Origin of the sequence: Pseudarthrobacter sulfonivorans (assembly GCF_001484605.1) — a bacterium.
Taxonomy (GTDB): Bacteria; Actinomycetota; Actinomycetes; order Actinomycetales; family Micrococcaceae; genus Arthrobacter; species Arthrobacter sulfonivorans_A.
The window spans coordinates 3,389,333-3,415,787 of record NZ_CP013747.1; the positions used below are offsets into that span (position 1 = coordinate 3,389,333).

At 63.8% G+C, this 26,455-nt stretch carries 22 protein-coding genes; 16 read left to right on the forward strand and 6 right to left on the reverse strand.

The window, feature by feature from the left end:
• Positions 1-156 precede the first annotated feature (156 nt).
• From AU252_RS15345 to AU252_RS15365, 5 genes are all read left to right on the forward strand, one after another.
• A complete protein-coding gene (locus tag AU252_RS15345) occupies positions 157-1,671 on the forward strand; it encodes an ABC transporter substrate-binding protein (RefSeq protein WP_157768993.1) in 1,515 nt (504 codons plus the stop codon).
• An 8-nt stretch (positions 1,672-1,679) separates the two neighbouring features.
• The gene (locus tag AU252_RS15350) at positions 1,680-2,627 is read left to right on the forward strand and encodes an ABC transporter permease (protein WP_205630581.1); all 948 of its coding nucleotides are present in this window, start codon (positions 1,680-1,682) and stop codon (positions 2,625-2,627) included.
• A gap of 89 nt (positions 2,628-2,716) precedes the next feature.
• Positions 2,717-3,493 carry an ABC transporter permease gene (locus AU252_RS15355; protein ID WP_167349836.1) on the forward strand — a complete coding sequence of 259 codons (777 nt, stop codon included), beginning with the start codon at positions 2,717-2,719 and terminating at the stop codon, positions 3,491-3,493.
• Position 3,494: 1 nt separating this feature from the next.
• Positions 3,495-5,162, forward strand: coding sequence for an ABC transporter ATP-binding protein (locus AU252_RS15360; RefSeq protein ID WP_058931471.1), 1,668 nt, complete (start codon positions 3,495-3,497; stop codon positions 5,160-5,162).
• Between the two features lie 610 nt (positions 5,163-5,772).
• Positions 5,773-6,315, forward strand: a complete 543-nt coding sequence (locus AU252_RS15365; protein WP_058931472.1) for a hypothetical protein — start codon at positions 5,773-5,775, stop codon at positions 6,313-6,315.
• A gap of 98 nt (positions 6,316-6,413) precedes the next feature.
• On the opposite strand, the gene AU252_RS15370 is transcribed toward AU252_RS15365, so the two are convergent.
• The 3 genes from AU252_RS15370 to AU252_RS15380 all read right to left on the reverse strand — a co-directional run bounded on the left by AU252_RS15370 (position 6,414) and on the right by AU252_RS15380 (position 12,321).
• Positions 6,414-6,914 carry a universal stress protein gene (locus tag AU252_RS15370; RefSeq protein WP_058931473.1) on the reverse strand — a complete coding sequence of 167 codons (501 nt, stop codon included), beginning with the start codon at positions 6,912-6,914 and terminating at the stop codon, positions 6,414-6,416.
• 65 nt (positions 6,915-6,979) lie between these two features.
• Positions 6,980-8,389, reverse strand: a complete 1,410-nt coding sequence (locus AU252_RS15375; RefSeq protein WP_083510423.1) for a M1 family metallopeptidase — start codon at positions 8,387-8,389, stop codon at positions 6,980-6,982.
• Positions 8,386-12,321: a Pls/PosA family non-ribosomal peptide synthetase gene (locus AU252_RS15380; protein WP_058931474.1), complete on the reverse strand. Its 3,936-nt coding sequence runs from the start codon at positions 12,319-12,321 to the stop codon at positions 8,386-8,388. Before AU252_RS15380 ends, AU252_RS15375 begins: the two co-directional genes overlap by 4 nt.
• Positions 12,322-12,434: 113 nt before the next feature.
• Between AU252_RS15380 and AU252_RS15385 the strand changes: the two genes are divergently transcribed.
• Positions 12,435-12,944, forward strand: coding sequence for a hypothetical protein (locus tag AU252_RS15385; protein ID WP_058931475.1), 510 nt, complete (start codon positions 12,435-12,437; stop codon positions 12,942-12,944).
• A 29-nt stretch (positions 12,945-12,973) separates the two neighbouring features.
• Here AU252_RS15385 and AU252_RS15390 read toward each other — a convergent pair whose 3' ends face one another.
• Together AU252_RS15390 and AU252_RS23300 are read right to left on the reverse strand one after the other, a co-directional pair.
• Positions 12,974-14,488: a CYTH and CHAD domain-containing protein gene (locus AU252_RS15390; RefSeq protein ID WP_083510424.1), complete on the reverse strand. Its 1,515-nt coding sequence runs from the start codon at positions 14,486-14,488 to the stop codon at positions 12,974-12,976.
• A gap of 113 nt (positions 14,489-14,601) precedes the next feature.
• On the reverse strand, positions 14,602-14,820 hold the full coding sequence (locus tag AU252_RS23300) for a three-helix bundle dimerization domain-containing protein (RefSeq protein WP_083510425.1): 219 nt from the start codon (positions 14,818-14,820) through the stop codon (positions 14,602-14,604).
• Positions 14,821-15,906: 1,086 nt separating this feature from the next.
• On the opposite strand from AU252_RS23300, the gene AU252_RS15395 reads away from it, so the two are divergent.
• The 3 genes from AU252_RS15395 to AU252_RS15405 all read left to right on the forward strand — a co-directional run bounded on the left by AU252_RS15395 (position 15,907) and on the right by AU252_RS15405 (position 18,194).
• Positions 15,907-16,152, forward strand: coding sequence for a hypothetical protein (locus tag AU252_RS15395; protein WP_058931476.1), 246 nt, complete (start codon positions 15,907-15,909; stop codon positions 16,150-16,152).
• 140 nt (positions 16,153-16,292) lie between these two features.
• Positions 16,293-17,228: a polyphosphate kinase 2 gene (ppk2, locus tag AU252_RS15400; RefSeq protein WP_058931477.1), complete on the forward strand. Its 936-nt coding sequence runs from the start codon at positions 16,293-16,295 to the stop codon at positions 17,226-17,228.
• 402 nt (positions 17,229-17,630) lie between these two features.
• Positions 17,631-18,194, forward strand: a complete 564-nt coding sequence (locus tag AU252_RS15405; protein WP_058931478.1) for a hypothetical protein — start codon at positions 17,631-17,633, stop codon at positions 18,192-18,194.
• Between the two features lie 36 nt (positions 18,195-18,230).
• Here the strand turns inward: AU252_RS15405 and AU252_RS15410 are convergent, their stop codons facing one another.
• Entirely contained in the window at positions 18,231-20,324 is a 2,094-nt protein-coding gene (locus AU252_RS15410) for a putative bifunctional diguanylate cyclase/phosphodiesterase (RefSeq protein ID WP_058931479.1), read from the reverse strand.
• 334 nt (positions 20,325-20,658) lie between these two features.
• Between AU252_RS15410 and AU252_RS15415 the strand changes: the two genes are divergently transcribed.
• The 7 genes from AU252_RS15415 (at position 20,659) to paaE (ending at position 26,416) form a co-directional block, all read left to right on the forward strand.
• Entirely contained in the window at positions 20,659-21,534 is an 876-nt protein-coding gene (locus AU252_RS15415) for an integrase catalytic domain-containing protein (RefSeq protein ID WP_205630583.1), read from the forward strand.
• A complete protein-coding gene (locus AU252_RS24310; protein WP_205630584.1) occupies positions 21,489-21,875 on the forward strand; it encodes a hypothetical protein in 387 nt (128 codons plus the stop codon). Before AU252_RS15415 ends, AU252_RS24310 begins: the two co-directional genes overlap by 46 nt.
• A gap of 623 nt (positions 21,876-22,498) precedes the next feature.
• Complete coding sequence (gene paaA, locus AU252_RS15420) at positions 22,499-23,491, forward strand: 1,2-phenylacetyl-CoA epoxidase subunit PaaA (RefSeq protein ID WP_058931480.1); 993 nt, start codon at positions 22,499-22,501, stop codon at positions 23,489-23,491.
• Complete coding sequence (gene paaB, locus AU252_RS15425; RefSeq protein ID WP_058931481.1) at positions 23,488-23,814, forward strand: 1,2-phenylacetyl-CoA epoxidase subunit PaaB; 327 nt, start codon at positions 23,488-23,490, stop codon at positions 23,812-23,814. Before paaA ends, paaB begins: the two co-directional genes overlap by 4 nt.
• Positions 23,811-24,647 (forward strand): 1,2-phenylacetyl-CoA epoxidase subunit PaaC, encoded by an 837-nt coding sequence (paaC, locus tag AU252_RS15430; RefSeq protein ID WP_058931482.1) that lies wholly within the window; start codon positions 23,811-23,813, stop codon positions 24,645-24,647. Before paaB ends, paaC begins: the two co-directional genes overlap by 4 nt.
• Positions 24,644-25,165 (forward strand): 1,2-phenylacetyl-CoA epoxidase subunit PaaD, encoded by a 522-nt coding sequence (gene paaD, locus AU252_RS15435; protein ID WP_058931483.1) that lies wholly within the window; start codon positions 24,644-24,646, stop codon positions 25,163-25,165. The genes paaC and paaD overlap by 4 nt, the downstream gene beginning before the upstream one ends.
• A gap of 9 nt (positions 25,166-25,174) precedes the next feature.
• Complete coding sequence (paaE, locus tag AU252_RS15440) at positions 25,175-26,416, forward strand: 1,2-phenylacetyl-CoA epoxidase subunit PaaE (RefSeq protein WP_058931484.1); 1,242 nt, start codon at positions 25,175-25,177, stop codon at positions 26,414-26,416.
• Positions 26,417-26,455: the final 39 nt, after the last annotated feature.

Genomic DNA, 26,455 nt, shown 5'->3' on the forward strand with positions numbered 1-26,455 from the left:
CTTCGACACGGCCAAGTCCATCCCAACCGGAGCGAGTCCGGTTTCGAAAACCCCAAGTACATCCGGAGGCATACATTGTTTGGAAATAAGTTCGCACGGCCGGCAATGGCCGGCCATGAAACCCGCCGCCTCTCAAAGGTAGCTAGTCTGACCGCGTTGGCAGCAGCCAGCGTGCTGGCGTTGAGCGCATGCGCGGGTGGCGGCGGCACGGAGAGTAGTGGTGCGGGAACGGAATCGCTGCGGTTCGGCATCTCGAACGAACCCGCCAACCTGATCACGGGAGTCGACCAAGGCACCGTCGGCAACACCATGATGACTCTCATCCACCGCGGCCTTATGTCCTATGACAAGGAAGGCAAAGTGATTGCAGGTCTCGCCGAGTCAGTGGAAATGACCGATCCCATTACCTACACATTCAAACTCCGTCCCAATTTGACCTTCCATGATGGCTCTCCGGTTACAGCCAATAACGTGAAGGCATCCCTGGAGTACTACGCCAATAAGGCCAACGGTTCGACGTTGTTCGTCGGACTGCAGGACATTAAGAGCGTCGAGGTCAAGGACGACCACTCTGGGGTAATTCATCTCTCGGGTCCGAACTCAGCGTTCCTGGAGTACCTGGCGATTCCCACAGCAGCCATCGTTCCGGACAAGTCCCTCGCAAAAGACATCCCGAACCAGATCGGCGCAGGGCCCTACACCTTGAAGGAACACAACCGCGGTGTCAACCTGGTCCTGGACAAGTTCGACCAGTACTACGCTGCCGACCAGGTCAAGCTCCCCGGCATCGATATGTCCTTCTACAGCGACGGCTCTGCAAGGACCAACGCGCTTCTCGGTGGAGATGTGGACATCATCGATTACGTGCCGTGGCCCGATTACGATAGGGTCTCCGGCACGAGCGGCATGACGCTCGACGCGCAGTCCGGCCCCCTCCAGTTCATCCAGTTCAACGTTACGAAGGGCCCCTTCGCTGACGCCAAGGTCAGGCAGGCTGTTGCCTACGCCCTGAACCGTGAAAACGCCGTCGAGGCGGCTTTCCAAGGCCATGGCGAACCACTCGCGGGCGTAAAAATCCCAGAGGACAATCCTGCTTACGACCCCGCCAACACCGGGCTTTTCGGCTACGACGTTTCAAAGGCCAAGGCGCTGCTGGCCGAAGCCGGATACCCCGATGGTTTCGAAGCCAAGATGCTGACTACATCCCAGTACACGTTCCTGCAGGATACGGCTTTGTCCGCCCAAGCAGACCTTTCCGCGATAGGAATCAAAGTCACCCTTGACGCTCCTGACTGGTCGACGAGGGTTGCCAAGGGCAACTCGGGCGACTACGACCTCGCCGTCGCCGGCGGTGCCGGTATCGTGGCTGACCCGACGTACATCAAAGGACTCGTTTCCGGGCCGAACAGCTTCCTGCGGAGCTTCGGCTACGACAATCCTGCTTTGAACGCCAAGTTGGACGAAGGACTGAGGGCAACGGACGACGCCGCTAAGAAAGCCGCCTACAACGACGCGCTGAAAATCATGCAGACTGACGTTCCCTACGCACCGATCAACACCCGCGAACAAGCCTTCGCATTCAACTCCAAAGTCAGCGGATTCAAGAACCTTCCCGGTTTCCTGAGCTTCTACAGCGGGTACTCCTTCGCCGATATCTCCCTCTCCGAATAGGAGCCAACGTGACGTCCTTTATCCTCCGTAGGGCGGGCATGGGAGCCGTACTGGTCTTCCTCGTCCTGACGCTGATCTTCTCAGCCATCCGGCTGATTCCCGGGGACCCGGTCGAGCTGTTGCTGTCCAGCGGCAATACGAGTGCGAGTCCTGAAGTAGTGGAGCAAATGCGCGAGCAGTTGGGCCTGAACGGTTCACTGCCTGTCCAATACTGGAACTTCCTGACAGGAATCCTCACTGGGGATCTGGGCGAATCCATCCGGACCGGAGACGCCGTATCCGAATCCATTGCACAGCGCCTACCCCGGACACTCGAGCTGGTTATATTTGCCACAGTTATCTCCATGCTCGTTGGAATTCCACTGGGAGCATGGGCTGCCGCCAGGGGCGGTTTCGTTGACAGCGCTGCAACCGTCCTGACGAGCCTGGGAGTGGCCCTTCCGGTCTACGTCCTCGGCACGCTTCTGATCCTCGTCTTCTCCCTGACACTGGGCTGGCTGCCCGCCGGCGGGTTCACGACCTGGCAGCAGAATCCGGGCAGGCATTTCCAGCTGCTCATACTGCCAGCCATCGCACTGTCGCTAGGGTTCACGGCTATCATCGCCCGAATGACCCGGTCTGCGGTCCTTGAAACCATGGGCCAGGACTGGGTCAGGACAGCCACAGCCTTCGGGCACGGCCCCCTGAAAGTTTTCCGTCGCCACGTGCTCCGAAACTCGCTGACGCCGGTGACCACCGTCATCGGCCTGGGCTTCGGCACGCTCCTTGGATCCACCGTCCTGGTAGAGCGCGTCTTCAACTATCCCGGCCTCAGCAGCCTTCTCGTTGAATCCGTCTCGAACCGTGACTATGCCGTAGTTCAGGGGATCGTGATCATCATCGCGTTGTTGTTCATTCTCATCAACATTGTGGTTGACATCGTCTATGGCCTCCTGGACCCGAGAGTGAGGCAGTAATGACAAGCACAAAGCTGGCCCCGCCGAACATACGCTCTACCAAGTTCAGGCAGGCCATGGGGCCTCTCCGGAGTGCCGCCCTGGTCTATGTGGTTGTCATCATCATCGTGATGATTCTGGCACCTGTCATAGCGCCTTCGGATCCGCTGGCTCAGGATATTGCGAACAAGAGACTGCCGGTCTTCACACCAGGCCATCTCCTCGGCACCGACGAGCTGGGCCGGGATGTCCTGACACGCATCATGTACGGGGCGAGGATCGAACTTTTCATAGCCCTGGGTGCCACCGTTTTTGCCGCAATCGCAGGAACGTTTATGGGCATTGTGGGTGGTTTCTTCGGGGGAATAGCCGAGACCGTGACGATGCGACTGATCGTCGACGTCATTCTCGCTTTCCCTCCCATCATTCTCGCTTTGCTCGCCGTGACGATCTATGGGCCCGGGCCTATCACTTTGATCATGGTGATGGGCGTGCTATTCGCACCCACTTTCGCCCGCATCACCTATGGCCAGACGCTTTCAGTGAAGCGGGAAGAATACGTCGAAGCTGCCCGTGCATTCGGAGCTAAGACACCCGTAACCCTGTTCAAAGTCATCCTGCCGAATGTTTCCGCCCCCATTATTGTTCAATTCTCCTTGACGATGGCACAGGCGATCCTGCTGGAATCCGGCCTTAGTTACCTGGGCCTCGGCGTTGTCCCGCCCGAACCCTCATGGGGAGCCATGGTCGCTGAAGGGCAGCGTTACATCACCAGTGACCCCATGGGCCTCCTGGTACCCAGCGCGGCACTCGTGCTAACCATTCTTGCGTTTGGCCTGCTCGGTGATGGGCTCCGCGCCTATCTCGATCCGAAATCAAGGAAATAATATGAGCGCTCCAATACTCGAAATTAGCGGCCTCTCAGTTGAATTTCGGACCCATAAAGGATGGAGGGCTGTCACGTCTGACGTTTCGCTGGATATCCGGCGCGGTGAAACGATCGCGCTGGTCGGAGAATCCGGCTCGGGCAAATCCGTTACAGCCATGTCAGTGCTCAACTTGCTTCCCAAGAATGCCCGGCGCCTGGGGTCTATTAAGTTTCAGGGCGAGGAACTGCTATCGGCCTCGGAGCCCCGTCTCCGCAAGCTGCGTGGGCAGGGAATCTCCATGATTTTTCAGGAGCCCATGACGGCCCTCAACCCCGTCTACACGGTCGAAAGCCAGCTCTGCGACGCGATCCTGAGCCATCGGAAGATATCCAAGCAAGCCGCGTCGGAGCTGGCCCTGAAGCTTCTGCAACAGGTGCACATGCCCAGCCCGGAAAAGAAGCTCAAGCACTACCCTCACCAGCTATCGGGAGGTCAAAGGCAACGCGTCATGATCGCCATGGCTATCTCCTCCGAACCGCAGCTTCTCATCGCCGACGAACCCACTACGGCCTTGGACGTCACTGTCCAAGCGGAAATCCTGGACCTCCTGCTGGAACTCCAAAAGAAGATGGGGATGGCGGTCTTGCTGATCACTCACGACATGGGTGTGGTGGCCGACGTCGCTGACCGCGTCTTTGTGATGTCCAGCGGGAATGTCGTGGAGCATGCCAGGACAGAACAGCTGTTTGCGGCCCCTCAGGCGCAATACACGCGGGACCTGCTGAATGCGGTGCCGTACTTGGGCAAGAGCAACGGGAGAACCCGCATCCACGAACCCGAGAGCACGCTTGGAGACGAGCAATCCAGCCCCGTCCTCGAGTTGAGGGACACAGTCATCGAATATCCTGGGCGCCGGCGGCACGCAGGTTTCCGCGCAGTCGATGGCGTTTCATTCAGCATTAAGCAGGGCGAGATTCTCGGCCTTGTGGGCGAGTCCGGCTCCGGCAAGACGACTATCGGGAGAGCTGCAATCGGGCTTATCCCTGCCACCGGAGGGTCCATCCTGATCAACGGAGCGGATATTGGATCGGCGGATGAAAGGAAGAAGCGAGCGATCAGGAAGAACGTTTCCATCGTTTTTCAGGATCCTGCCTCTTCATTGAATCCGCGTGTTCCCATCGGGCGAACCGTCACGGACCCCCTCCGCTGGGCAGGAACAGAGCTCAACAGCAAGCAACTCGACCAAAAGGCCCGGGACCTGCTCGACAGCGTCCGTATTCCCACTGACTGGGCCAGCCGGTATCCCCACGAGCTATCAGGCGGTCAGCGGCAACGCATCGGGATCGCCAGGGCCATAGCCATTGACCCGCTTCTCATGGTGGCTGATGAGCCGACCTCAGCACTGGACGTCTCCGTGCAGGCATCCGTTCTGGAACTCTTGCTGGAGCTGCAGAGGACTATGGGGTTCTCCTGCCTTTTCATCAGCCACGACCTGTCTGTCGTCGAGAGGCTCTCCAACAGAGTGGCAGTGCTGAACAAGGGAACAGTGGTAGAAATCGGTGACACACATGACATCCTTCACAACCCGCAGCACCCCTACACTCAGAGGCTGCTCGCTGCGGCACCTGTTCCTGATCCAGTAGTCCAGCGCCAGAAACGCCGCGATCGGATGTCCCTTGTGAGCTAACTGCGCAGCCTGGACCCCAGCTGGCGCACCCATCCAGCGGATGTGTCTCATAACCTAAGTGTCTTTTATCCCAAGAGTTGCGAGACGTCTCATCGGCTGTGTCTCATAACCTCTTTGCCTCGAAACTTATGCCATTGGAAGAGGGCGCCTGCCACCGACAACTGCGGCCCCGTGTCGCGAACCGGAGACACAACGGGTTTCCAAATGCTTTTGCGGGGCTTGTGGGTCAGTAGGACCACTGCTCGAGTCCACTGCGGACATGGGTCTCGCATTTAGAGTTGCGCCTAATCGGAGATCTCAAGGGCAGTGGGTGGCTGCTTTTCTGGGGTGTCCCGTCAGGTCTAGAATAATTTCGGCAGCCGCGGAGCGATGGCACGTGGTTGCACCTGGTCTGCAGTGCGGCGGACCTTCTCTTGTCTGACCTTTTTGGTGGCAACGTTCCCATCTGCCGAGCGGCGCTCCACGGATGGTGGTGGCCCACCCTCATCTGCCGGAAGAAGTTCCAGGTGCTGGGGAATTTGTCTCAATGCCGTGCCACGGCACCGGCATCAGATAAGGAAATATCCTGGACTTGCCCAGTGGGCCATATCAGAGCCCTGAAAAACCCTTTGTGGCCGCCGTTCACAACGCCGGACATGCACTGGGCTGCCTGGCAACCGGGCGCTCCCTGCAGTCCGCTGTCACCGGGCAAGTGTGCCGAGGGAATCCGCTGGGCCTGACGCGCGGGTCTGATCGTTTCAGTTGGGCGGTGGTTTGCTGGAGCGGTCCGGCAGCCGAGGCGGTGCTGGCTACCCGTTCGGATACCTCGGTGCGGGAGGCGGCGGAGTGGATCTGGGCGCTGTACCAGGCTGGCCTGTCCGGCAGTCCGCCATCGGGTGACTATCCAGGGCCGGCGGCCACGGATCCTGCGGTGTTGGCCGTGGCGCTGTCCGTCGCCGACGCGAATTGGGCGGGGATTGAACGGATCGCTTCCGTACTCAGCGGAGCAACCCGCTCGGGGCACGGGGTCTCGGAGGTGAGCCCGAGGCTGATCAGGGACCTGATCGGAAGCAGGGACGGCGCGGACATCGCCGCCGCCTTCGGCATTTGGGAGCCGGCCATCGCCGAGGTGAAGGTTTACCACGGGCAACCGGCCGGGCTGCGCTGGCCCTAGCGGACCGTGTCGGTCCCAGGACGCTACGTGATTTCAGCTCTTGACGGCGGAGCTCTCATGGTCGGTAGGTCGTGGGGTGGTTGGGCGGAGGCCCGCCATCATTCTCTGTCGGGGATAACCAGTACGGGCCGCTTCTGATGCCGAATCAGCAACGCAGAAACAGAGCCTTCCAGAAGCCGGCTCATACGGGCGGTGATTTCTGGCCGGGGACCGCCGACGATGATCAGTGCCGCTCCGGTGCTTTCCGCCAGACGGCTGAGGGCCTTGGCAGGGTCGCCGTTGAGAACGCGGAATGACCAGCGCTGTCCCGGCGGTCCGAGCTCCGATTCGAGACGTCGCAGGAGCTGCCCGGAAGGAAATTGTGCCTCTTCATTTACTGCCGGATCAAGGGAGTGTGCTGCGCGGGCATCATCTGGCTCCCATTCGGTCAGGTACGTGGCCGGGTCCACAAAGGCACACACGAGATGCAGATCCAGGCCGTCGGCGAGAGAGGCTGCCGCGCTCACCAGCTGCTCGGAGAAATCCCAGGCGGTCCCGAGTACGACCGGACCTTCCGGCCACTGCTCATCAGGCAAGGTGCGTAGCTCCGGACGATCCAAGGGCAGATTCTGCGGGCCACTGAGCCCCAACGTCGACCACAGTGCTCAGACTAGCCGTGAAACTCTCAGAGTCGGGGCAGTGGAAGCTGATACAGCCAGGGCGTGAGGATGGTGCGGGCGTCGAATCCCGGGACTGCACCGCAGATCCGGTCGGCGGTGGCGAACAGGTCGGGGGTGGTGACGGATCCGTGGCGGTGTTCGTCGGTCCAGGCTCTGAGGAGCCTGAAGAACAGGGCGTCGCCGGCGGCTCTGCGTAGGGCGTGGACGGCGAGGGCGCCGCGTGTGTAGACCCGGTCATCGAACATGTTGGCCGGGCCCGGGTCGCCCACGGCGAGGTCCTGGGCGTTGACGGACAGTGCACGCCATGCAGCCTTGGCCTGGGTTGGTGCGGTGGAGTTTCCCGAGGCTTCTGACCAGAGCCATTCGGCGTAGCAGGCGAATCCTTCGTGGAGCCAGATATCGGACCAGGTGGCGGCGGTGAGTGAGTTTCCGAACCATTGGTGGGCCAGTTCGTGCGCTATGAGGCGCTGGGATTCCCAGCCCTGGTTGAGGTGGTTGGGTCCGAAGACGGACAGGGACTGGGCTTCGATCGGCATTTCTAGTCCGTCGGCGGGGACCACGACGGTGTATGTGGCGAAGGGGTACGGTCCGAAACAGGTTTGGAAAGTGTCCATCATCTGCCCTTGGCGAGCCAGGGCGGTCCGGGCTTTCGTCATCAGGATTTGCGGTGCTGCCAGGAACTGGGGGACCGGACGCGGCCCGTCGGGGCGGGCTGCCCGGTGGGCAGGGGGATGTGTGTGGAAGGTCAGGGGCTGGAGGTCGTAGCGGCCGATCTGGACGGTGGCAAGGTAACATGCCATGGGTTCTGGCTGTTCGAAGACCCAGGTTTCGCGGCTGCCGTTGGCGTGGCGTGAAACCGGGACGCCGTTGCAGATGACCCGATAGTTGGCGTCGGTGGTGATCGTGTAGCCGTAGCTGGCTTTCTGGCCCGGGTGATCGTTGCAGGGAAACCATGTGGGGGCGCCGGTAGGTTGTCCGGCGACCAGGACCCCGTCGGTGAGTTCTTCCCAGCCGACTGCGCCCCAGATGCCGCGCAACGGCGCCGGGGTGCCGCCGTAGCGGACGTCGAGGCTGAAGCCGCTGCCGGCCGGCTGGGGCCGGTTTGGTGTGATGATCAGCTGGTTGCCGCGTTGAATGAACCGTGACCGTTTCCCGTCCAGCTGAAGCCTCAGCACGCGCAGCCCGGCAAGGTTCAATGTGATCGTGGTAAGTGCTGTGGAGGCCCGGGCCGTGATGGCGGCGTGGCCGGCGAGCCGGTTGGTGATGACCTGGTAATCCAGGTACAGCTCATAGCGGGAGACCTGGTAGCCGACGCTTCCGTGCCCGGGAGTGTAGGAGTCCGCAGCCACGAGATCTGCGGTGGCAGGCCGGGTCCGGATTCGTTCCCCGGCCGCGGGCTGGCGGTCGGCGTTCATGGCTCCCGGGCTTCCCGGGCAGGAACCGTGGCCGACGACGTGTCCGGCGGGTTGGTCCAGGGGCTGACGGGGTTGCCGATCCAGTAACTGCCCGCAGGGACCGTTTCACCGCGCATGACCAGGGACGCGGGTCCGACGGTGCCCCCGGCACCGATCCGGGCGGCGGGGAGGATGACGCCGTGCGGGCCCATGGTCGCCCCTGCGTCAAGGGAGACGGTGTCGATACTCATGACCCGGTCATGGAAGAGGTGGGTCTGGACGACGCAGCCGCGGTTGACGGTGGAGCTCGGGCCGAGCGTGACGAGGTCCGCTTCGGGGAGCCAGTAGCTTTCGCACCAGGCGCCGGATCCGATGCGGGCGCCGAGGGCGCGCAGCCACCACACCAGGGCCGGGGTTCCGGCCGCGGCGCGGGCAAACCACGGGGCAGTGACCATTTCGATGAACGTGTCCACCACCTCGTTGCGCCAGATGAACGAACTCCATAACGGGTGTTCACCAGGACGGATCCTGCCCACGAGCAGCCATTTGGCGGCGACGGAGCTCCCCGCTGCCACGGCACCGGCGGCCAAAACCACCACCGTACCGAGCAGCGCCGCGACGACGTAGCCGCCTCGGGCAGCCAAAAGGTCAAGAACGGTCAGGACCGCGGCGGCGATCGTGGCGGTCAGGATCACTGGGACGCCGCGTCCTAGTTCCCAGCAGGACCGGTAAACCTTCAACCTCAGCGGAGGGTTGAAGGTCAGGCTCTGATCCATGTCCATCCGTGCCCTGCGCAGCCGGACCGGCGGGCTGCCCAGCCAGGAGGTCCCGGACTTGGCCTTGGCCGGTGTCGCGGAAAGGACAGCGATGAGGGAGTTCTTCGGGACGCTGCGCCCCGCCCCGGTCATCCCGGAATTACCCAGGAACGCCCGTTTCCCGATTTTGGCCCGGCCTATGCTCATCCATCCGCCGCCGAGTTCGTAGGAGGCGATCATGGTGTCATCGGACAGGAACGCCCCGTCTCCGACCGTGGTCATCGACGGCAGCAACAGCACTGTGGACGCTTCGACGTTCTTGCCCACCGTGGCTCCGAGGAGCCGCAGCCAGACGGGGGTGAACAGGCTCGCGTAGAGCGGAAAGAGGAGGTCCCTGGCAAGGTCCAGGAGGCGTTCGGTGGCCCAGACCCGCCAGCCGGTAAGGCTGCGGACCCGGTAGTGGCCAGGTGCCAGGCCCAGTCCGAGGAGTCGGACGATGGCGGCGATCAGGATCATGTTGGAGGCGAACCAGATGACCGCCGCCACCGGGACCGCCCACAGCAGCACGGGCCAGGAGGACGAGAGTGAGTCCTGGCCGCGGACTGCGGCGATCACTACCAGCGCTCCCGCGGCTGCCGAAACGTAAGGGATGGTGGCAAGTACCGCGGAGGCCATCGCGTAGGCGGGAAACCAGATCATTGCTGTTACCCCGGACGGGGGAGGGGCGGGCCGGTGCTGCTGTGCTTTGCCGAGGCGCTGTGCCGGCGAGCCGGCGAAACGCTGGTTGGCCTTCACTTTGCCCAGTACCGCAGAACCCGGGGCGATTTCGGCGCCGGCGCCGATCTTTGTGCCGGCCATCAGGGTGCTGCGTGAACCTACGGTGGCGCCCGGACCTACCCGGATGTGTCCGATGTGCACCAGGTCCCCGTCGATCCACCATCCCGAAAGGTCCACTTCGGGTTCGATGGAGCAGCCCGTGCCCAGGCTCAGCATCCCGGTCACGGGCGGGACGGAATGCAGGTCCACGTCCTTGCCGATCTTCGCCCCGAGGGCCCGTGCATAGTAGGGTACCCAGGGTGCTCCGGCGAGGCTTACCGCGCCGGAGAGGTCCGAGATCTGTTCGGCCAGCCACAATCGCAGGTGCACGTTCCCGGAGCGTGGATAGCTGCCTGGAGTGACGGCGCGGAGCAGGAGCCGGGCGGCGGCGGCAGAGATCGCCATTCGTCCCCACGGGCTGACGAAAACTGCCCAGGAAGCCAGCACCCACCACCAGGACACAGCGGGGGCCAGCCGTAGGATCCCGGTGGACGCGAGGACGTTGTTGATGGCCATCAGGTACGTCAGCCACCGCATGGACACCAGAAGGTGCAGCGGGATCCCGGCAAGGAGTTGGAAAAGCTGTGACGTTATCGCTGGGGGCTTCACGGTGCGCACCTGGGAGGCGGACGCTTCGCTGCCGCCGTCAGGGGAGGATAGGCGGGCCAGTTCGATCAGTGCGCCCAGACGTGGGCGGTCGTAGATGTCCGCGACCGTGATGGTGGGGTAGCGCACGCGCAGGGCCGAGACCAGCCTGGCCGCGGCCAGGCTGCCTCCGCCGTGGGCGAAGAAGTCTGCGTCCACGCCCTCAGGGGCGGCGCCCAGGACATCGGTCCATTGATCCGCGATCCATCCGGAGCGGTCGTCCAGGTCCAGGCCTGGAGTTGATCCTCCCGCGGGTTGTGCTTCCAGCGGCCACGGCAGGGCATTCCGGTCGACCTTGCCGCTGGTCTTGACTGGGAGGGAATCCACGCCGGCCAGCAGGGGGATCAGTGCTGCCGACAGCCTGTCGGCCAGCAGTTGCCGCGCCGCGGACAGGTCCGTGGCGGTGCCTGGTGCCGGCACCAGGTAGCCGACAAGGATTTGGTTGCCTGCTGCTGTGGTTTGCACGGCGGCCGCAGCCGAGTGGATGCCCGGCAGGGACTGGAGGGCGGCGTCGATTTCTCCGAGTTCGATCCGGCGGCCGCCGAGTTTGACCTGTTCGTCGGCGCGTCCGACAAAGATGAGGCCGTCAGGTTCGTAGCGGACCAGGTCCCCGCTGCGGTATGCCCGGTCCCAGCCGAGGGTATCCATGGGCGCGTACTTTTCCGCGTCCTTGGCGGGGTCCAGGTACCTTGCCAGGCCCACGCCGCCGATGATCAGTTCGCCGGTCCCGCCCTCTGCCACCGGGATTCCTGCCGGGTCGACGACGGCCAGGTCCCAGCCGTCCAGGGGAAGTCCGATTCGCACCGGGCCAGTCCCGTCCATCCGCGCCGCGGACGCTACCACTGTTGCTTCGGTCGGGCCGTAGGTGTTCCATACCTCGCGTTCCTCCACCGCGAGACGGGCTGCGAGTTCCGGTGGGCAGGCTTCGCCGCCGAAGATCAGGAGCCGCACCGCCTCGAGGGATTCGGCGGGCCAGAGCCCTGCGAGGGTGGGGACCGTGGAGACGACGGTGATGCCGTTGGTGATCAGCCAAGGGCCCAGATCCATCCCGGTCCTGACCAGGGACCGTGGAGCCGGAACCAGGCAGGCGCCGTTGCGCCAGGCCAGCCACATTTCCTCGCAGGAAGCATCAAATGCCACGGACAGCCCGGCCAGGACCCGGTCCGAGGTCCCAATCGGCTCCGCTTGCAGGAACAGGCGCGCTTCGGCGTCGACAAACGCCGCGGCGGAGCAGTGTGTGACTGCCACACCTTTCGGGGTGCCGGTGGATCCGGAGGTGAAGATCACCCACGCATCGTCCTCGGGTGTGGGTTGCCGGGGTGCGGGGAAGGGCCGGACCCGGTCCGGGGAGGTGATGATCTCACCTGCCCGCACGATCCCAGCAACACCGGCCTCTTCGAAGACCAGCCGTGCCCGCTCGTCCGGGTCATCGGCGTCGACCGGGACATAGGCCGCGCCCACGTGCAGGATGGCCAGGATCGCCAGGTACAGCTCGTTTGTCCCCGAGGGGATCCGCACGCCGACCTTGTCGCCGGCGCCAATTCCGGCCTGGTGCAAGCGGCGGGCATAGACCTTCACATGGCGGAGCAGCTCCGCGTAACTGAGCGAGGTGCGCCCGTCGTCCAAAGCTGAGGAATCCGGAAACCCTTCAGCGCTTTCCAGAAGAATCTGCACCAGGGTGCGCGGCGGGGCGGCGTCAGCAGCGCGGGCCAGCTGCGGGCGGTGAGCTGTCACCATCCCAGTGTGGCCGAAAAAGGGCCCTGACAGAACGCTCCTGCCCTAATCAGTAGCCTCTTCAGCGAAGATTTCTGTTCGTATCAACCCGAACCACCGGGAGTAGTATCGGGGCCATGCGTGACCTGGACGATAGGGAGTTGAGGCGCCGGCTGGAGTTGCTCGTGCCGTTCTTTCGGGCCCTCGGGTACCGGACTCTTGAAACGTACGCCGCGGCCGGGGTACTCACTACCCTGCCCGATGCTTCCTTCCCTGTGTCGGACGCCCGCTTCCGCCCAACGGCCGAGGGTTTGACCTGCCATCCGCATGGCCCGGTGTACTTCACTATCACCCGGGCCGGAGAACTGGAGCTCGGCACTGGCCTCGGAGTGCCTCTCACGGAGGCCATCATCAGGTACGTGCAGCTCGCGCGGGAACAGGATCTGGAGGACGCCGGCGACGAGGAAGGCGCCACAGAAGAATTCCCCCCGCCGCGTCTCGTTCTCGACACCGAAACGTCCCGGCTTTACATCGTGGCCGTTAGCCGGGCCCATGAACCCAAATCCCGTCCGAGCTTCATCCCGGTAGAGCAGTACATCCAAGAGCGGGCGCAGCTGTTCGTCGAAGCCTTTCGGGCCGCGCGCTGAAGCATCAGCACCGGCATGGGTCGTCACTTCTATAGGGAAGCGGCCGGGAACTTCTTCCATTGACGGTGGAAACGGGCTTCAGCTTCCACCGCAGCGGCCTGCTCCAGCGCGTGAAGCCGGCCATAGGTGAACCCGTTTTCCCCCTGGACGAAGGCCTCGGCTCCGAGCCTGCGCAGCAGGTCCCGGGTGACGACGCTGTCCTGATGGTCGCCCAGGATCTTCTGGACATCCTGGGCCGCATCCGCGAGCCGGGCGGCCTTCTTGGGACTGATGGGCGTTGCTGCTTCGGCGGCGTAGCGCAGCCGTTTGCCGTCTTTCCTTGCCTCGTGCAGGGCTGGATGGTCGCTGGTTCCGGCCGGGTTCCGCTTAGCGTCCCGGACTGCAGCACGCAGGCGCTTGACGTCCCGTTTGACCAGCCGCGGGATCACTTTGCGGGCCGGTTTGGCCGCAAGCGGTGACCGTGGCGGGCCGGTAAGAACGGTTTCGAGGGAGTCGAGGAGGCGGAAGTAGCGCGGCCCGTTCAGTGTTTTCAGTACTTTCGTGTGGGCTTTTTGGTAGTCGGCGTCGAGTTCAAGATCGATGCGGCGGGCGACGGGGCCCATAACAAGCTCACCCGGTTCTTCGGCGACCATGTCCTTGAGGCGGGCGTGCATGACTTCGGCGTCGCGGGCCGCACCGAGCACGCCGGCGAGCCACTTCAGTTCATCCCGGAGGGCGCCTACTAAGTTGGCGTCACCCAGCAGTTTCCTGAACGTCGCCAGCACCGAGCGCATTCTCCGCGTGGCTACCCGCATCTTATGGACCGCGTCCGGGGCGTCAAGCCGGACGAGGGGGTCCTGGGCCTTGAGCTCCCGGACTTGTTCGCTGAGATAGGCGAGCAGGACATCCGCCGCTGGGCTCTTGGGTTTCGGGTTCGGTGCTGAGTTCGTGGAGGCCTGCGGATCCCGGCCGAGCGCGCGGGCCAGCTTGGATGGATGGGCGGAGAGCCGGACGCCCGCAGCTGCCAGCCGGTCCTGAGCGGCATCAAGCAGGTCCCGGGAGCCCTCGACGAGTTCGATCTCCCACTCACGCCAGCGCCGGAGAGCCCGTTTGGGCGTGAGGGTCTCGGCTTCCACGGTGTCATCACTGACACTGGCGAGAACCTCGCCCTTCTTGTTCAGGAGACGGTGCACGATGCGTCGGGTCTTCAGCCTCGCGACCGGGTTCAGGGCCCGCCCTCTCGTGTGCACGCGCACGAGCTTCAGGAGTGCTTCGGGAACCCCATCGTCGACCTTGCCAAGCGGTTCGTGGAATTCCCTCCGCTCGTCCGCGGCGGAGGGGAGCTTCAGGTGCCATCCTGCGTCCTCGCCGCCGGTTCGTCGGCGGAGCGTTACCTGCGCAGATGCCAGGCGCAGGTCCTTGGTATCGAAGTAGTCGGCCTCCAGCCGGTGCTCCCCGGGCTTGTCCGTGCGGTCAACCCCGGGCAGGTCCTGGAATGAGGGAAGGAGGACCGAGTCCTCGACATCAAACTTCCGTTCGATCTCAACAACCGGTGTTGTGGCCATAGCAAATTTTACGTCCCCGGCCGCCGGGCACGACAGAAACTGTTATTCCCTCGAGTACGCGGCATTCGCCCTTGCTTGTTCCACCTGATTTAGCAGCTGCTGCTCCAGCGGGTTTATCCGTCAGCAGAGCTGTTCTTGAGGGTACGGTGCAGCCGGGTGCGGGCGCCGTTTTCGACCAGGGTCGGTACATAGGCACGAATGCGCCCACCATCCAGGCCATGGTATTCCTCGCCGACTATTTCGGTGATTAGCGTACGAGACGCCTCGGGGTAACGGGCCGCAAGCCGCTCCACAACACGTGTCACGAGATGTTCTTCAGTTTCGTTATCCACCAGCCCAGTGTGAGTCTGCCCGTTCAGGACGTCAAGAAGATTAGGGAGGGTCTGGAGGCAAGCAAAAGCCCCGCCGATGGGGGACCGGCAGGGCCTTCGATCTCACGCTACCCGGCGGCGCTGAACACATCGAGTGGAAGAACCGCAGTCTCAGGCGGGAGCCTGCAACTATGTTGGATTGAAGAACAAGACATGCTCAGTGGATGGCCCGCTCAGAGCCGGCGGTCGGACAGCTCGGCGCGGGTCCGGAGCGCATCGGCGACGAACCAAGCGACTGCACGGACCACTGTCGCGCCGTCCGGGACAATCGGAGGAGCAGAGGCCCGCTGACGCCCTCTTTCAATGGAACCCGGTCAGCAGCCTTGAGGTTGTGAGGAAAAAACCGGGCGCGGGTGCGAAGCCCCAGCGGAAGACCGGTTTCCCTTGCCTGACCTGTCCCGGGAGTTGCTGCACGCTTAGCCGGACGCTGCGTTGCATGACTCGGATGGTGGCGCCATGACGGATGTCTACAGCGATGTTCCGCGATCCTGGAATTCCAGGTTGTGAGATTCGCGGCGTCAGTGAGGACGGTCCATACGCTCGAGCTCGTGGGCATGGATGAGCGTCTCCGCTCGAGAGGCCTTCCCCCTGGATTCCGCCGCCAACACCGGCGTTACCGGGCAGCGTCCCGCACGTGGGATCAGGACGTGCGGGGCAATGCTGCTGCTTTTCATCGGACACCGAAAAGTCATTCCACGACCATGACCAGATCACCGTCCGTTGTACTCAGTTGCTCGGAGCTTCGCCCCGGCGACCGCATTGAAGCCCGGTACGAGGACAGGCTCCTCTACCGCGGCCGAGTCCTAACAGTTATCCCCGACCTTGAACTCTTATGGATTGTCGACGCACAGACAGGTACCCGCCAACTCCTTGATCTGGATCAGATGAGGGTGTTGCGCTGCCCCGTGCGGGCACTACCGGACCTCCCTGGCCCGGAACGACTTCCAAAAGGCGCCTAGCGGTCACGACCGAAGACACGCCCCGGACACGTTACGTCAACCTCGACAGCGCATACTGCGGGCATCAGACATTCAGAGGGGACCCAGCATGACTGCAACGAAAAAGATCGCCATCAGCTCCTGCCTTGAACTAAACCTCGGCGATGAAATTATCGCCACCTACAAGGCCGTCCTGGTCCACCGCGGACGCGTCACAGAGCTGGCCCCAGACCACGGACTGTTTTGGATCACCGATGACCTGACCGGAGGCCGCCGACTCCTGGACATGGCTGAACTGGAGATCTACCGCATCCAGGCCACGCCCAGCGCTACGGCCACGGCCGCGGCGGCTTGACCCTCTCACTCACTATTCGCGCCCTAGCGACCCGACCTTCCTGGAAGGAACCGTTCAGCACCCGCTGCCCTGAACGGCCTCGTACGGGATTGCCCTGTTAGACTGCGGGCGACACTTCGCGGCGCCATAGGGAGACCCGGATGGTGGAGGCAGAGCAACCGTGGACCCCCGAGGACCCGTGGTGGGTCAGGGATAATCTTCGCCAAGCCATCGACCGCCTCGTCGAGCAGGGATACACAGTCCGCGGCGGGCAAGGCGAGGACCCGGAGCTCATCGACCCCGGCGGCTCGGCTGTTGAGACGTGGCGGGAGGACTACCCCTACGACGAGCGGATGACCCGCGAGGCCTACGAGGCGGAGAAATACCTCCTGCAGATCGAACTGCTCAAATTCCAGTACTGGGGCCAGGACCGCGGTTTCAAGAATGTGATCGTTTTCGAGGGCCGCGACGCGGCGGGCAAAGGAGGGACGATCAAGCGCTTCACCGAGCACCTCGATCCCCGCTCCGCCAGGACCGTCGCGCTGGGCAAACCGTCGGACCGTGAACAGGGCCAGTGGTACTTCCAGCGATACATCCAGCACCTGCCCACGGCAGGTGAAATCGTGATGTTTGATCGTTCCTGGTACAACCGTGCGAACGTCGAACGCGTCATGGGATTCTGCACCGACGCGGAATACCAGGCCTTCATGACGCAGGCGCCGGTCTTCGAGGAAATGCTCGTCAACTCCGGGATCCACTTGAATAAGTTTTGGTTCTCCGTGACCCGCCACGAGCAGCGCACCCGCTTCGCCATCCGCCAGATCGACCCCGTCCGGCGCTGGAAACTCTCGCCCGTGGACCTTGCCTCCTTGGACCGGTGGGAGTCCTACACCGAGGCCAAAGAGCAAACCTTTCTCCGCACCGACACAGATCACGCACCCTGGATCACCATCAAATCCAACGACAAGAAGCGCGGACGTATCAACGCCATGCGCTACTTCCTAAATCAGTTCGACTACGACGGCAAGAACACCGCAGTTGTCCACGACCCCGACCCGCTGATCGTGCGCCGAGGCCGGATAGCCGTCGGAGACTGAACTTCCGCCGCGGAATCCCTTCGTTCGGGCCAGCTAGCAGGCGCATCCCAAAATGCGCTGACCCATCTGCACGATATCTCGATCTTGTCGGCCGGTGGACGAAGTGTGGCCCTGGATCATGGATGAAGGCCCCGCGACGGCGAGAACTTCATCGTCATCAGCGCTGACGCTGAAGTCGGAGACAAGATCGGACCAAACCACAACGCCATCCTCCGGGCCGAGCCCGGTTGCTGGAGTATCTGCCGTTCATTCTTCACCAGGTCGAAACCTGTCAAAATCCCAACACGTATCGGAGAATCAATTTCCGCCCCGATAAAGGTTCGCCTTACGACGGAGTGTCCGCCGTCCGGTCCGTGCAGATGACTTCTGACATTCCGTGCAGTCGGCTTCTGAAACTGACAAATGGAAACACGCGCTGGCTCATCCGTGCGGACTCCGGCAGGGACGGCCACAAGGATCGTCCGGGCGGCGGCGGCCCTTGCCTTCTCGGCTGCCCTCGCAGGGGCGGCGGCGCCACCTGCCACCACCGCGGATACCCTGTCCACTCTCGTGGTGTCTTCAGGTTCGCTTGGCTTCAGTTCAGCCCCCGCGTCAGTCTCGTTCGGTCTGGACGATCCGGGCGCCGCAGCCGCCATGGCCCTCCAGGGCGTCACGGTGAACGACAACCGCGCCGGCACCGCCGGCTGGAGCGCCTCACTTGCCCTCACCGACTTCACAGGTAATGCGACCGGAGCCGCCCTTTCCTCCACCGGCGCCACGTACACCCCGACGGCGGCCACGACGACAGGCACCGTAACCGTGACGGCATCCACGGCAACCGATCCGACCACGCCCAGGATTGTTCAGACCGCCACGGGTGTCTCCGGCAACAACACGGCAACCTGGAACGCAAGCCTGACCGTTCCGGTGCCAAACGATGCCGTGGTGGACACCTACACTGCAACGCTGACCTACTCCATCTCTTAACCAAACCGACGGTCTGGCCGCTGCACTTTCGTGAGTTCAACGATCCGAACGACGGGGGAGTTTGCGGGGCTGGGCGTTGTGAAGTGGGGGTTCCGGTGCATGTGTTTGTAGCTGCTTTGGTATTTCGTGGGCCGGGAGGGGCGCGCACCAGAGGTAGCCCTGGGCGTGGCGGACACCGAGCCTGCGTAGTTCGTTCAGCTGCGCCGGTGTTTCGACGCCTTCGGCGATGACGCGGAGGTTCAGGACGCGGGCCATGCCGAGGATGAGTTGGATGATGGAGGCGCTGCTGGGATCTTTATAGCCGAGTTCTGACACGAAGGACCCGTCGATTTTCAGGGTGTGGGCGGATAGCCACCGGAGCTGGCTCAGGGATGAGTATCCGGTACCGAAATCGTCGATGGCCAGGCCGACGCCGCACGCATGCAGGCCTTGGATGATGGCGGTGGGCAGTTCGCGTTGATCCATGAGTACGGATTCGGTGATTTCCAGGGTGACGGCGGCTGGGCTGATGCCCGTCGCGCGGAGAGCGTCCCGGACGGCGTCCACGAAGCGCAGGTCCTGGAGTTGGCGCACGGAGACGTTGACGAAGATCGTGAGATCCTTGGCGCCGGGCAGGGTATTGCGCCATTGTTGGGTCTGTTGGAGGGCTCGGTTGAGGACCCAGCTACCAATGGGAACGATCAGGCCACTGTCTTCGGCGAGGCTGATGAAGCTTGCGGGCTGGAGCAGGCCGTGTGTGGGGTGTTCCCAGCGCAGGAGGGCTTCGAGACCGATCGGCGTCCCGGTTTTGACGTCGATCACGGGTTGATAGTGGAGTCTGAGCTCGTTCCGGTCCAGGGCGACGCGGAGGTCGGATTCGAGGTTGAGCCGGGCTGTGGCGGCGGCCTGAGTGCGGGAGTCACGGACCGCGATGCGGTCGCCGCCGGCGTTTTTGGCTTGGTACATGGCCATGTCGGCTGCGTCGAGGATGGTCTCCGCGGTGTCTCCCGGGCCGGCAGGAGCAATGCCGATGCTGATGTTCAGGAAAATTCGGCGGCCGCCCAGGGTGAAGGCCTCTTTGACAGCGGCGCGGAGCCGTTCGGCTACGGCGGTAGCCCCCGTTGCGTGCAGATTTTGGCAGATCACGATGAATTCGTCACCGCCGAACCGGCCAACGGTGTCGCCGGGACGGATGGCGGGACGGAGCCTGGCCGCGAGCTGAGTGAGGATGGCGTCGCCGGCGGCATGGCCGACGGCGTCGTTGACGGTCTTAAACCGGTCAACGTCGAGGAAAAACACCACAACCCTGGATGCTTTGCGGCCCAGGAGGTCATGGAGGATGGTGTTGATCAGGATCCGGTTGGGTAGCCCGGTCAGGGCGTCATGGGATGCCTGATGGGTCAGGACGGCTTCGGCCAGTTTACGGGCGGTGATGTCCAGGGCGGTGATGAGCACCCTGGTCCGGATGCCGGTGCCGGTGACCCTGACACTGGCCTGAATCCAACGCACGTCACCGGTTGGTTGGATGAGGCGCAGCTCCCGGTCAACATGCCGGGAACCGGCCCCGTCCAAAGAATGCCAGTCGGTCCTGACACCGTCGCGGTCCTGGGGATGGATTTTTTCCAGAAGCATGGATACTGAGACGTTCTCGCCCGTGGTGAGGTCCAGAAGACGGCCAAATTCCTCCGAATGCCACCACCGGCCCGAGGAGAAATCATATTCGGCGCTCCCCACATGGGCCATCTCCTGGGCTTCGATGAGCCGTTCGCGTTCGTTGCCGGCCTCGTCCTGCAGCTGCGCCACCGCAGTGACGTCCCGTGCGATGGTGGTGCTGCCGATCAGGATTCCGTCGGCGTCGAACCGGGGTGAGTGCGTGAGTGAAACCTCGGCGACCCGGCCGTCGTGGCGCCGCCAGCGCGCCCGGACCGCGCTGGAGCCTTTTCCGGCCCGGAGATGTTCCAGGACCTCACGGTGGAGGATGGTTCCGTTCGTGGTGGTCAGCAGGTCATAGTTCCGGCCGATTGCTTCGCCAGCGCTGAAGCCGAACATTTCGGCGGCGCCGGCATTCCAGGCAGTGATTGTTCCGTTCAGGTCACCGCTGATGCGGGCCTCGGGGACGGCCGGCGTATGAAGCATCGGCACCTGTTTCATCGGCTGGATCCTGCAGATCTGGGATTGTGGCGCACGGGAAGTTCACGGGGAAGAGCTGCTTGCTGGTTTCCCGCTTCCGGCCTGCTGGCCGGCTCATCGCGTGAGAGCAATTAGAAATCCGTGCTGTAGCCCCCACCATGAACGGATATCACCAACGGCGTGGTGTATGGCGTCACTTTGTGCCTCTTTCGGTTGAAAGTCAATTGATCGCGTTGACTCGTAGAAGATGCGCGCGTAGTGGGTATCGAAGAATCATTTGGTAATGCGCGCGTAGCGGGGTGTCTGCGGCTGCCGGTTCGCTGGCGGGGGTAGGGCTGCTGCTATGGAGCTGACGATGAGCGAACGCAGGGCTGTCACGAAGGTTCTGGCCACGGAATACCGCCGTGCTTCCAAGGCCAGGAAGGGCGAGATCCTGGATCAGATCTGCGCGGTGACGGGCTGGCACCGCAGTCATGCTCGCAAGGCGCTGGGTCTGGTCCTGAGGATCAGGGTTGTCCGTCCCCGCCCGCCGAGGCCGCTGGTCTATGACAGCTCTGTGATCGACGCCCTGCGGTTCTGTTGGGCGGTGCAGGGCACGCCGTGCGGGCGGCTGCTGGCGGCGGCCCTGCCTGATCTGGTTCCGCGTCTGCGCCGGTTCGAGGAGCTTCAGATCGAGGACGGGACGGCGGCGCTGCTGTTGCGGATAGCGCCGGCGACCATTGACCGCCGGCTCAAGGCGGACCGGGCCAAACTGGATCCGCGGGGCCGGTCCCATACAAAGCCGGGAACGCTGCTGAAGGACTCCATCCCGATGCGGACCTGGGCCGAATGGGATGATGCTAGACCCGGTTTCGTGGAGATCGACCTGGTCGGTCACGAGGGCGGCAATTCCCAGGGCGAGTTCTGTTTCACCCTGGATATCACTGACATCGCGACGGGCTGGACGGAGACCGTATCGGTGCGGAACAAGGCGCAGAAGTGGGTGTTCGCCGCGATCAAAGAGGCGACCGCGAAGTTCCCCTTTCCCGTCCTGGGCATCGATTCGGACAACGGGTCCGAGTTCATCAACTGGGGGCTTTTTCGCTGGTGCGAGCAGGAGAAACTGACCTTCACCCGGTCCCGGTCAGGGAACAAGAACGACGGCGCCACGTGGAGCAGAAGAACTGGCACATCGTCCGTCAGACCGTGGGTTACCACCGGTACGACACCCCCGGCGAACTGGATCTGCTGAACCGGATCTGGGAGCTGCAGCGGCTGCTGACCAACCACTTCGGCCCCCAGCAAAAACTCGTCTTCAAGGAGCGCAACGGCGCGAAGACCACGAAGAAGTACGACCTACCTGCCACGCCATACCAGCGAGTTCTGGCCGACAAGGGCACGGTCCGCAAAACGGACAAAACCCGACTCGGCCGAGAAAACCAGCCCCTGAACCCGGCAGCCATTCAACGCCAGATCCAGGCACTCACCGCCGAGCTACTGACGCTCACGACCAGCAAACAAGCCGCCAAACCCAAGCCCGCCACGCGCGCACTTCCGAATGATTCCACGAAGACGGCCACGCGCGCATCTTGACATGATTCCTCGGGTTGATGCAGTCACGGCGCAGGTTTACCGGAATTGCGCTCACTGCCATCCGCGGCCGTTGCGGAGGTGCGGGTAAGGGGCTAGGTTCCCCTTGGGGGACGGGACGGTTCTCTGCACTTTATGGGCGCCTTCCGACGTCAACGTCGTGGAAGGGCATCTGAAAAGCAGTGCGTACGAAGCCAGCTGAGACTCCACGCGTCGCAGGATCCCTCGCCGCGCGGTGGCCGGCGGTCGCCCGGACTGCGGCCTTGACCTGCGCCCTGTTGTTCGTGAGCATGCTGCCCAATCCCTCCCTCGCTTTTGCGACGATTGCGCAATGTCCGCCCGGTGATTGAGCTTGTCGAAATTTTGACGCCGCAGGTCGACACGCACGTCTACTCTCGACGCGCCTCCGCTCTGACGCGCGCGAAATATGGGCCGCGTCAGCGGATATGCGAGTCGACAAGGGATATGCGCGTCGTCGCGGCCCGGTGGTTGAGCTCGCCGCGGCCCGGTTTCGGCAAGCTCAACCCACCGGCACCCTCCTTGACGCCCTCCGCGCCCTGCGCATATCCTGAACGAACGGTCGGTAAATAAATCGAACCAATCCAGGCAGGTGCATAGGAGCAACCATGGAAGCCAACGCCCAGCGCAACGCGGACAGCCAGGCCAAGGACAGCCAAGACGCGGACGGTCAGGCCAACTTTGACCGCGTGATCGCCGAAGACTCCCGCATTGAACCAAAAGACTGGATGCCGGACGCTTACCGCAAGACTCTCCTGCGCCAGATCTCCCAGCACGCGCACTCCGAGATCATCGGGATGCAGCCGGAAGCCAACTGGATATCCCGCGCGCCCAGCCTGAAGCGCAAGGCCATCCTCATGGCCAAGGTCCAGGACGAAGCCGGCCACGGGCTCTACCTGTACTCCGCCGCCGAGACGCTCGGCCAGAGCCGCGACAAGATGATGGCCGATCTCATCGCCGGCAAGGCCCGCTACTCCAGCATCTTCAACTACCCGGCCCTGACCTGGGCGGACATGGGTGCGATCGGCTGGCTGGTGGACGGCGCCGCCATCTGCAACCAGGTGCCGCTGTGCCGCGCCTCCTACGGCCCCTACGGCCGCGCCATGGTGCGCGTCTGCAAGGAAGAGTCGTTCCACCAGCGGCAGGGCTTCGAGATCCTGCTGGAACTAGCCCACGGCACCCAAGAGCAGAAGCAGATGGCCCAGGACGCGGTGAACCGCTGGTACGCCCCGGCGCTGATGATGTTCGGCCCGCCGGACGACGATTCGCCCAACTCCCGCCAGTCCATGGCCTGGAATATCAAGCGCTTCAGCAACGACGAACTCCGCAGCCGCTTCGTGGGAATGATGGTGGAGCAGGTCCGCGTGCTGGGCCTCACCCTCCCGGACAGCGAGATCCGCTTCAACGAGGACACCAAAAAGTGGGAGCACGGCCCGCTGGACTGGAACGAGTTCCACGAAGTCCTCGCCGGCCGCGGCCCCTGCAACGCCCAGCGCCTTGGGCGCCGGAGGGAAGCGCACGACGACGGCGCCTGGGTCCGCGAAGCAGCCGCGGCCTATGCAGCAAAACAGTCACTGAAGACAAAGGAATACGCAGCATGAGCGAGACACAAGGCCCGGAGGTTTCGACAGGCTCAACCACCGAAAGGGCGTGGGGCTTGTGGGAGGTCTTTGTCCGGTCGAGCCGCGGCCTGTCCCACGTCCACGCCGGATCCCTGCATGCGCCGGATGCCGCCATGGCACTGCGCAACGCCCGCGACCTCTACACCCGCCGCAATGAGGGCGTATCCATCTGGGTGGTCCCGGCCGACGCCATCGCCGCCAGCGATCCCGACTCCAAGGGTTCATTCTTCGAGTCCCCGCAGGGCAAGGACTACCGGCACGCCACGTACTACACCAAGAGCGAAGGGGTGAAGCACCTGTGAGCAACGAATCCGCCACCCGCATCACCCCCGGCAACGCACTGCGCCCGGAGGACATCGCCCTGGAGGTCCGCACCGGCCTGGCCAGGCCCACCGAGGACGTGGCCGAGTACGCGCTGCGTCTCGGGGACGACGGCCTGATCCTCGCGCAGCGCCTGGGCCACTGGATCTCCCGCGGCCCCGAGCTGGAGGAGGACGTGGCCCTGGGCAACATCGCCCTGGACCAGCTGGGCCATGCCCGGAGCTTCCTCACCTACGCTGGCGGCGCCTGGGACAAGACCGAGGATGATCTGGCGTACTTCCGGCGCGAGCACGAGTTCCGGTCGGCGGCCATCTTTGAGCAGCCCAACGGCGACTTCGCGGCCACCATTGCCCGGCAGTTCGTGGTGAGCTATTACCAGTTCGAGCTCTACCGCGGCCTCACGCAATCCACAGACGCCACCCTGGCCGCCATCGCCGCCAAGGCCGTGAAGGAAGTGGACTACCACCGGGACCACAGCGCCCAGTGGGTCCTCCGCCTGGCCGGCGGCACGGACGAATCCCGCACCCGGATGATCCAAGGCCTGAAGCAGATGTGGCCCTACGTTGCCGAGCTGTTTCAGGACGACGAGTTGACCACCCGCCTGACTGAAACGGGCGCCGCCGTCGAGCCTTCCAGCCTGCGCGCCGACTTTGACCGCCTGACCGGCGAAGTCCTCAAAGAAGCCGAGCTGGAGGTGCCGGACGGGCCGGCTGCCCCCGGCGGCGGTCGGCACGGCCGGCACTCCGAGCACCTAGGTTACCTCCTCGCGGAGATGCAGGTGCTGGCGCGCGAGTACCCCGGAGCAAGCTGGTGACGGCCGTGGCCACCGCTGCGGGTGAGCAGACACAACAGCAGCAGGCGTGGGACATCGCCGCCACGGTCTGCGATCCCGAGATCCCGGTGCTCACCATCGAGGACCTGGGCATCCTCCGCGACGTGCAGATCACAGCGGACCACGGAGTCCGCGTCACCATCACACCCACGTACTCGGGCTGCCCGGCCATGGACGCCATCCGCGATGACCTGAAAAAGGCGTTCGCCAAGGAAGGCTACAAAGCAGAGGTGGACCTGGTCCTCGCCCCGGCCTGGACCACCGACTGGATGACGGCCGCAGGGAAGGCGAAGCTGCAGGAGTACGGCATCGCGCCGCCGTCGGGCATGGCAGCAGCCGGCGGCCACAGCGGCCCCATCAGGCTCAAAATGGCCGTGAAATGCCCCCAGTGCTCCAGCCTGAACACCAAGGAGCTCACCCGCTTCGGCTCCACGTCCTGCAAGGCGCTGTACGTCTGCAAGGACTGCCTGGAACCGTTCGACTACTTCAAAGTCCTGTAAGGAAGCCCCATGCCTGTTGTGCGCCAGACCGCCGCCGAATCGGCGCTAGCCAGCGGCCGCCGTCGTCCGTCCTTCCACACCCTGACCGTCAATGAGGTGCGCCGCCTGACCGAGGACGCCATCGAGGTCACGTTCGGCGTCCCCCAAGAGCTCGCCGGCCAGTTCGACTACCTGCCCGGCCAGTACGTGGCCCTGCGCACCACGCTGCCGGATGAGAGCGGCGAGCCGCACGAGATCCGCCGCAGCTACTCCATCTGCGCCGAGCCACGCACGTTCCCGGACGGCAGCAGCGAGATCCGGGTGGCTGTGAAGCAGGACCTGGGCGGGCTGTTCTCCACGTGGGCCAACGCGGAGCTGAAGGCGGGGGACACCCTGGACGTCATGAGCCCCATGGGCGCTTTTGTGTCCAAGCACGGCCGGGACGGCAAGGCCGTGGAGCAGAACGTCATGAACTCCATGAACCACCCGGAGGAGCTGGCGGGGGAGGCCGCGTCGAACGGGGCGGGCACGTTTGTGGCCATCGCTGCGGGGAGCGGCATCACCCCGGTGATCGCGATCGCCCGCACGCTGCTGGCCGCCAACCCGGAGACGCGCTTTGACCTGATCTACGCCAACAAGGCCGCCATGGACGTGATGTTCCTGGAGGAGCTGGCGGACCTGAAGGACAAGTACCCGCAGCGGCTGGCCATCCACCACGTGCTGTCCCGGGAGCAGCGGATCGCGCCGTTGCTCAGCGGACGGATCGACGCCGGGAAGCTCCAGCAGCTGCTGGGCACCGCCATCCACGCGGACGATGTGGACGAGTGGTTCCTGTGCGGGCCGTTCGAGCTGGTGCAGCTGTGCCGGGACACCCTGGCCGAGCGCGGGGTGAAGCCGGAGCACGTGCGGTTCGAACTGTTCACGTCGGGCAAGCCGGACCGCCCAGAGGGCCACGCCGGCCGCCCCGTGGTGGTGGACGAGTCCCAGGAGACGTACAAGATCACCTTCAAGCTGGACGGCCTGCAGGGCGACGTGGCCAGCCCCACGCACGCCCGCGAATCGATCCTGAACGCCGCGCTGCGGGTCCGCGCGGACGTGCCGTTCGCGTGCGCCGGGGGAGTGTGCGGCACGTGCCGCGCCAAACTGGTCACCGGCACCGTGACCATGGACGAAAACTACGCGCTGGAGCAGGATGAACTGGACAAGGGGTACGTCCTGACCTGCCAGAGCCACCCCACGAGCAAAGAAGTAACAGTCGACTTCGACGTGTGATCGGTGATTGAGCCTGTCGAAATCCAAGAAAGAAGGACT

Bases quoted from the DNA above. Each gene is read 5' to 3' on its own strand.
- AU252_RS15360 (WP_058931471.1), top strand. From the start codon at position 3,495: ATGAGCGCTCCAATACTCGAAATTAGCGGCCTCTCAGTTGAATTTCGG.
- AU252_RS15375 (WP_083510423.1), bottom strand. From the start codon at position 8,389: ATGAACGCCGACCGCCAGCCCGCGGCCGGGGAACGAATCCGGACCCGG.
- AU252_RS15380 (WP_058931474.1), bottom strand. From the start codon at position 12,321: ATGGTGACAGCTCACCGCCCGCAGCTGGCCCGCGCTGCTGACGCCGCC.
- AU252_RS15385 (WP_058931475.1), top strand. From the start codon at position 12,435: ATGCGTGACCTGGACGATAGGGAGTTGAGGCGCCGGCTGGAGTTGCTC.
- AU252_RS15390 (WP_083510424.1), bottom strand. From the start codon at position 14,488: ATGGCCACAACACCGGTTGTTGAGATCGAACGGAAGTTTGATGTCGAG.
- AU252_RS15395 (WP_058931476.1), top strand. From the start codon at position 15,907: ATGACTGCAACGAAAAAGATCGCCATCAGCTCCTGCCTTGAACTAAAC.
- ppk2 (WP_058931477.1), top strand. From the start codon at position 16,293: ATGGTGGAGGCAGAGCAACCGTGGACCCCCGAGGACCCGTGGTGGGTC.
- AU252_RS15405 (WP_058931478.1), top strand. From the start codon at position 17,631: ATGGAAACACGCGCTGGCTCATCCGTGCGGACTCCGGCAGGGACGGCC.
- AU252_RS15410 (WP_058931479.1), bottom strand. From the start codon at position 20,324: ATGAAACAGGTGCCGATGCTTCATACGCCGGCCGTCCCCGAGGCCCGC.
- AU252_RS15415 (WP_205630583.1), top strand. From the start codon at position 20,659: ATGAGCGAACGCAGGGCTGTCACGAAGGTTCTGGCCACGGAATACCGC.
- paaA (WP_058931480.1), top strand. From the start codon at position 22,499: ATGGAAGCCAACGCCCAGCGCAACGCGGACAGCCAGGCCAAGGACAGC.
- paaB (WP_058931481.1), top strand. From the start codon at position 23,488: ATGAGCGAGACACAAGGCCCGGAGGTTTCGACAGGCTCAACCACCGAA.
- paaE (WP_058931484.1), top strand. From the start codon at position 25,175: ATGCCTGTTGTGCGCCAGACCGCCGCCGAATCGGCGCTAGCCAGCGGC.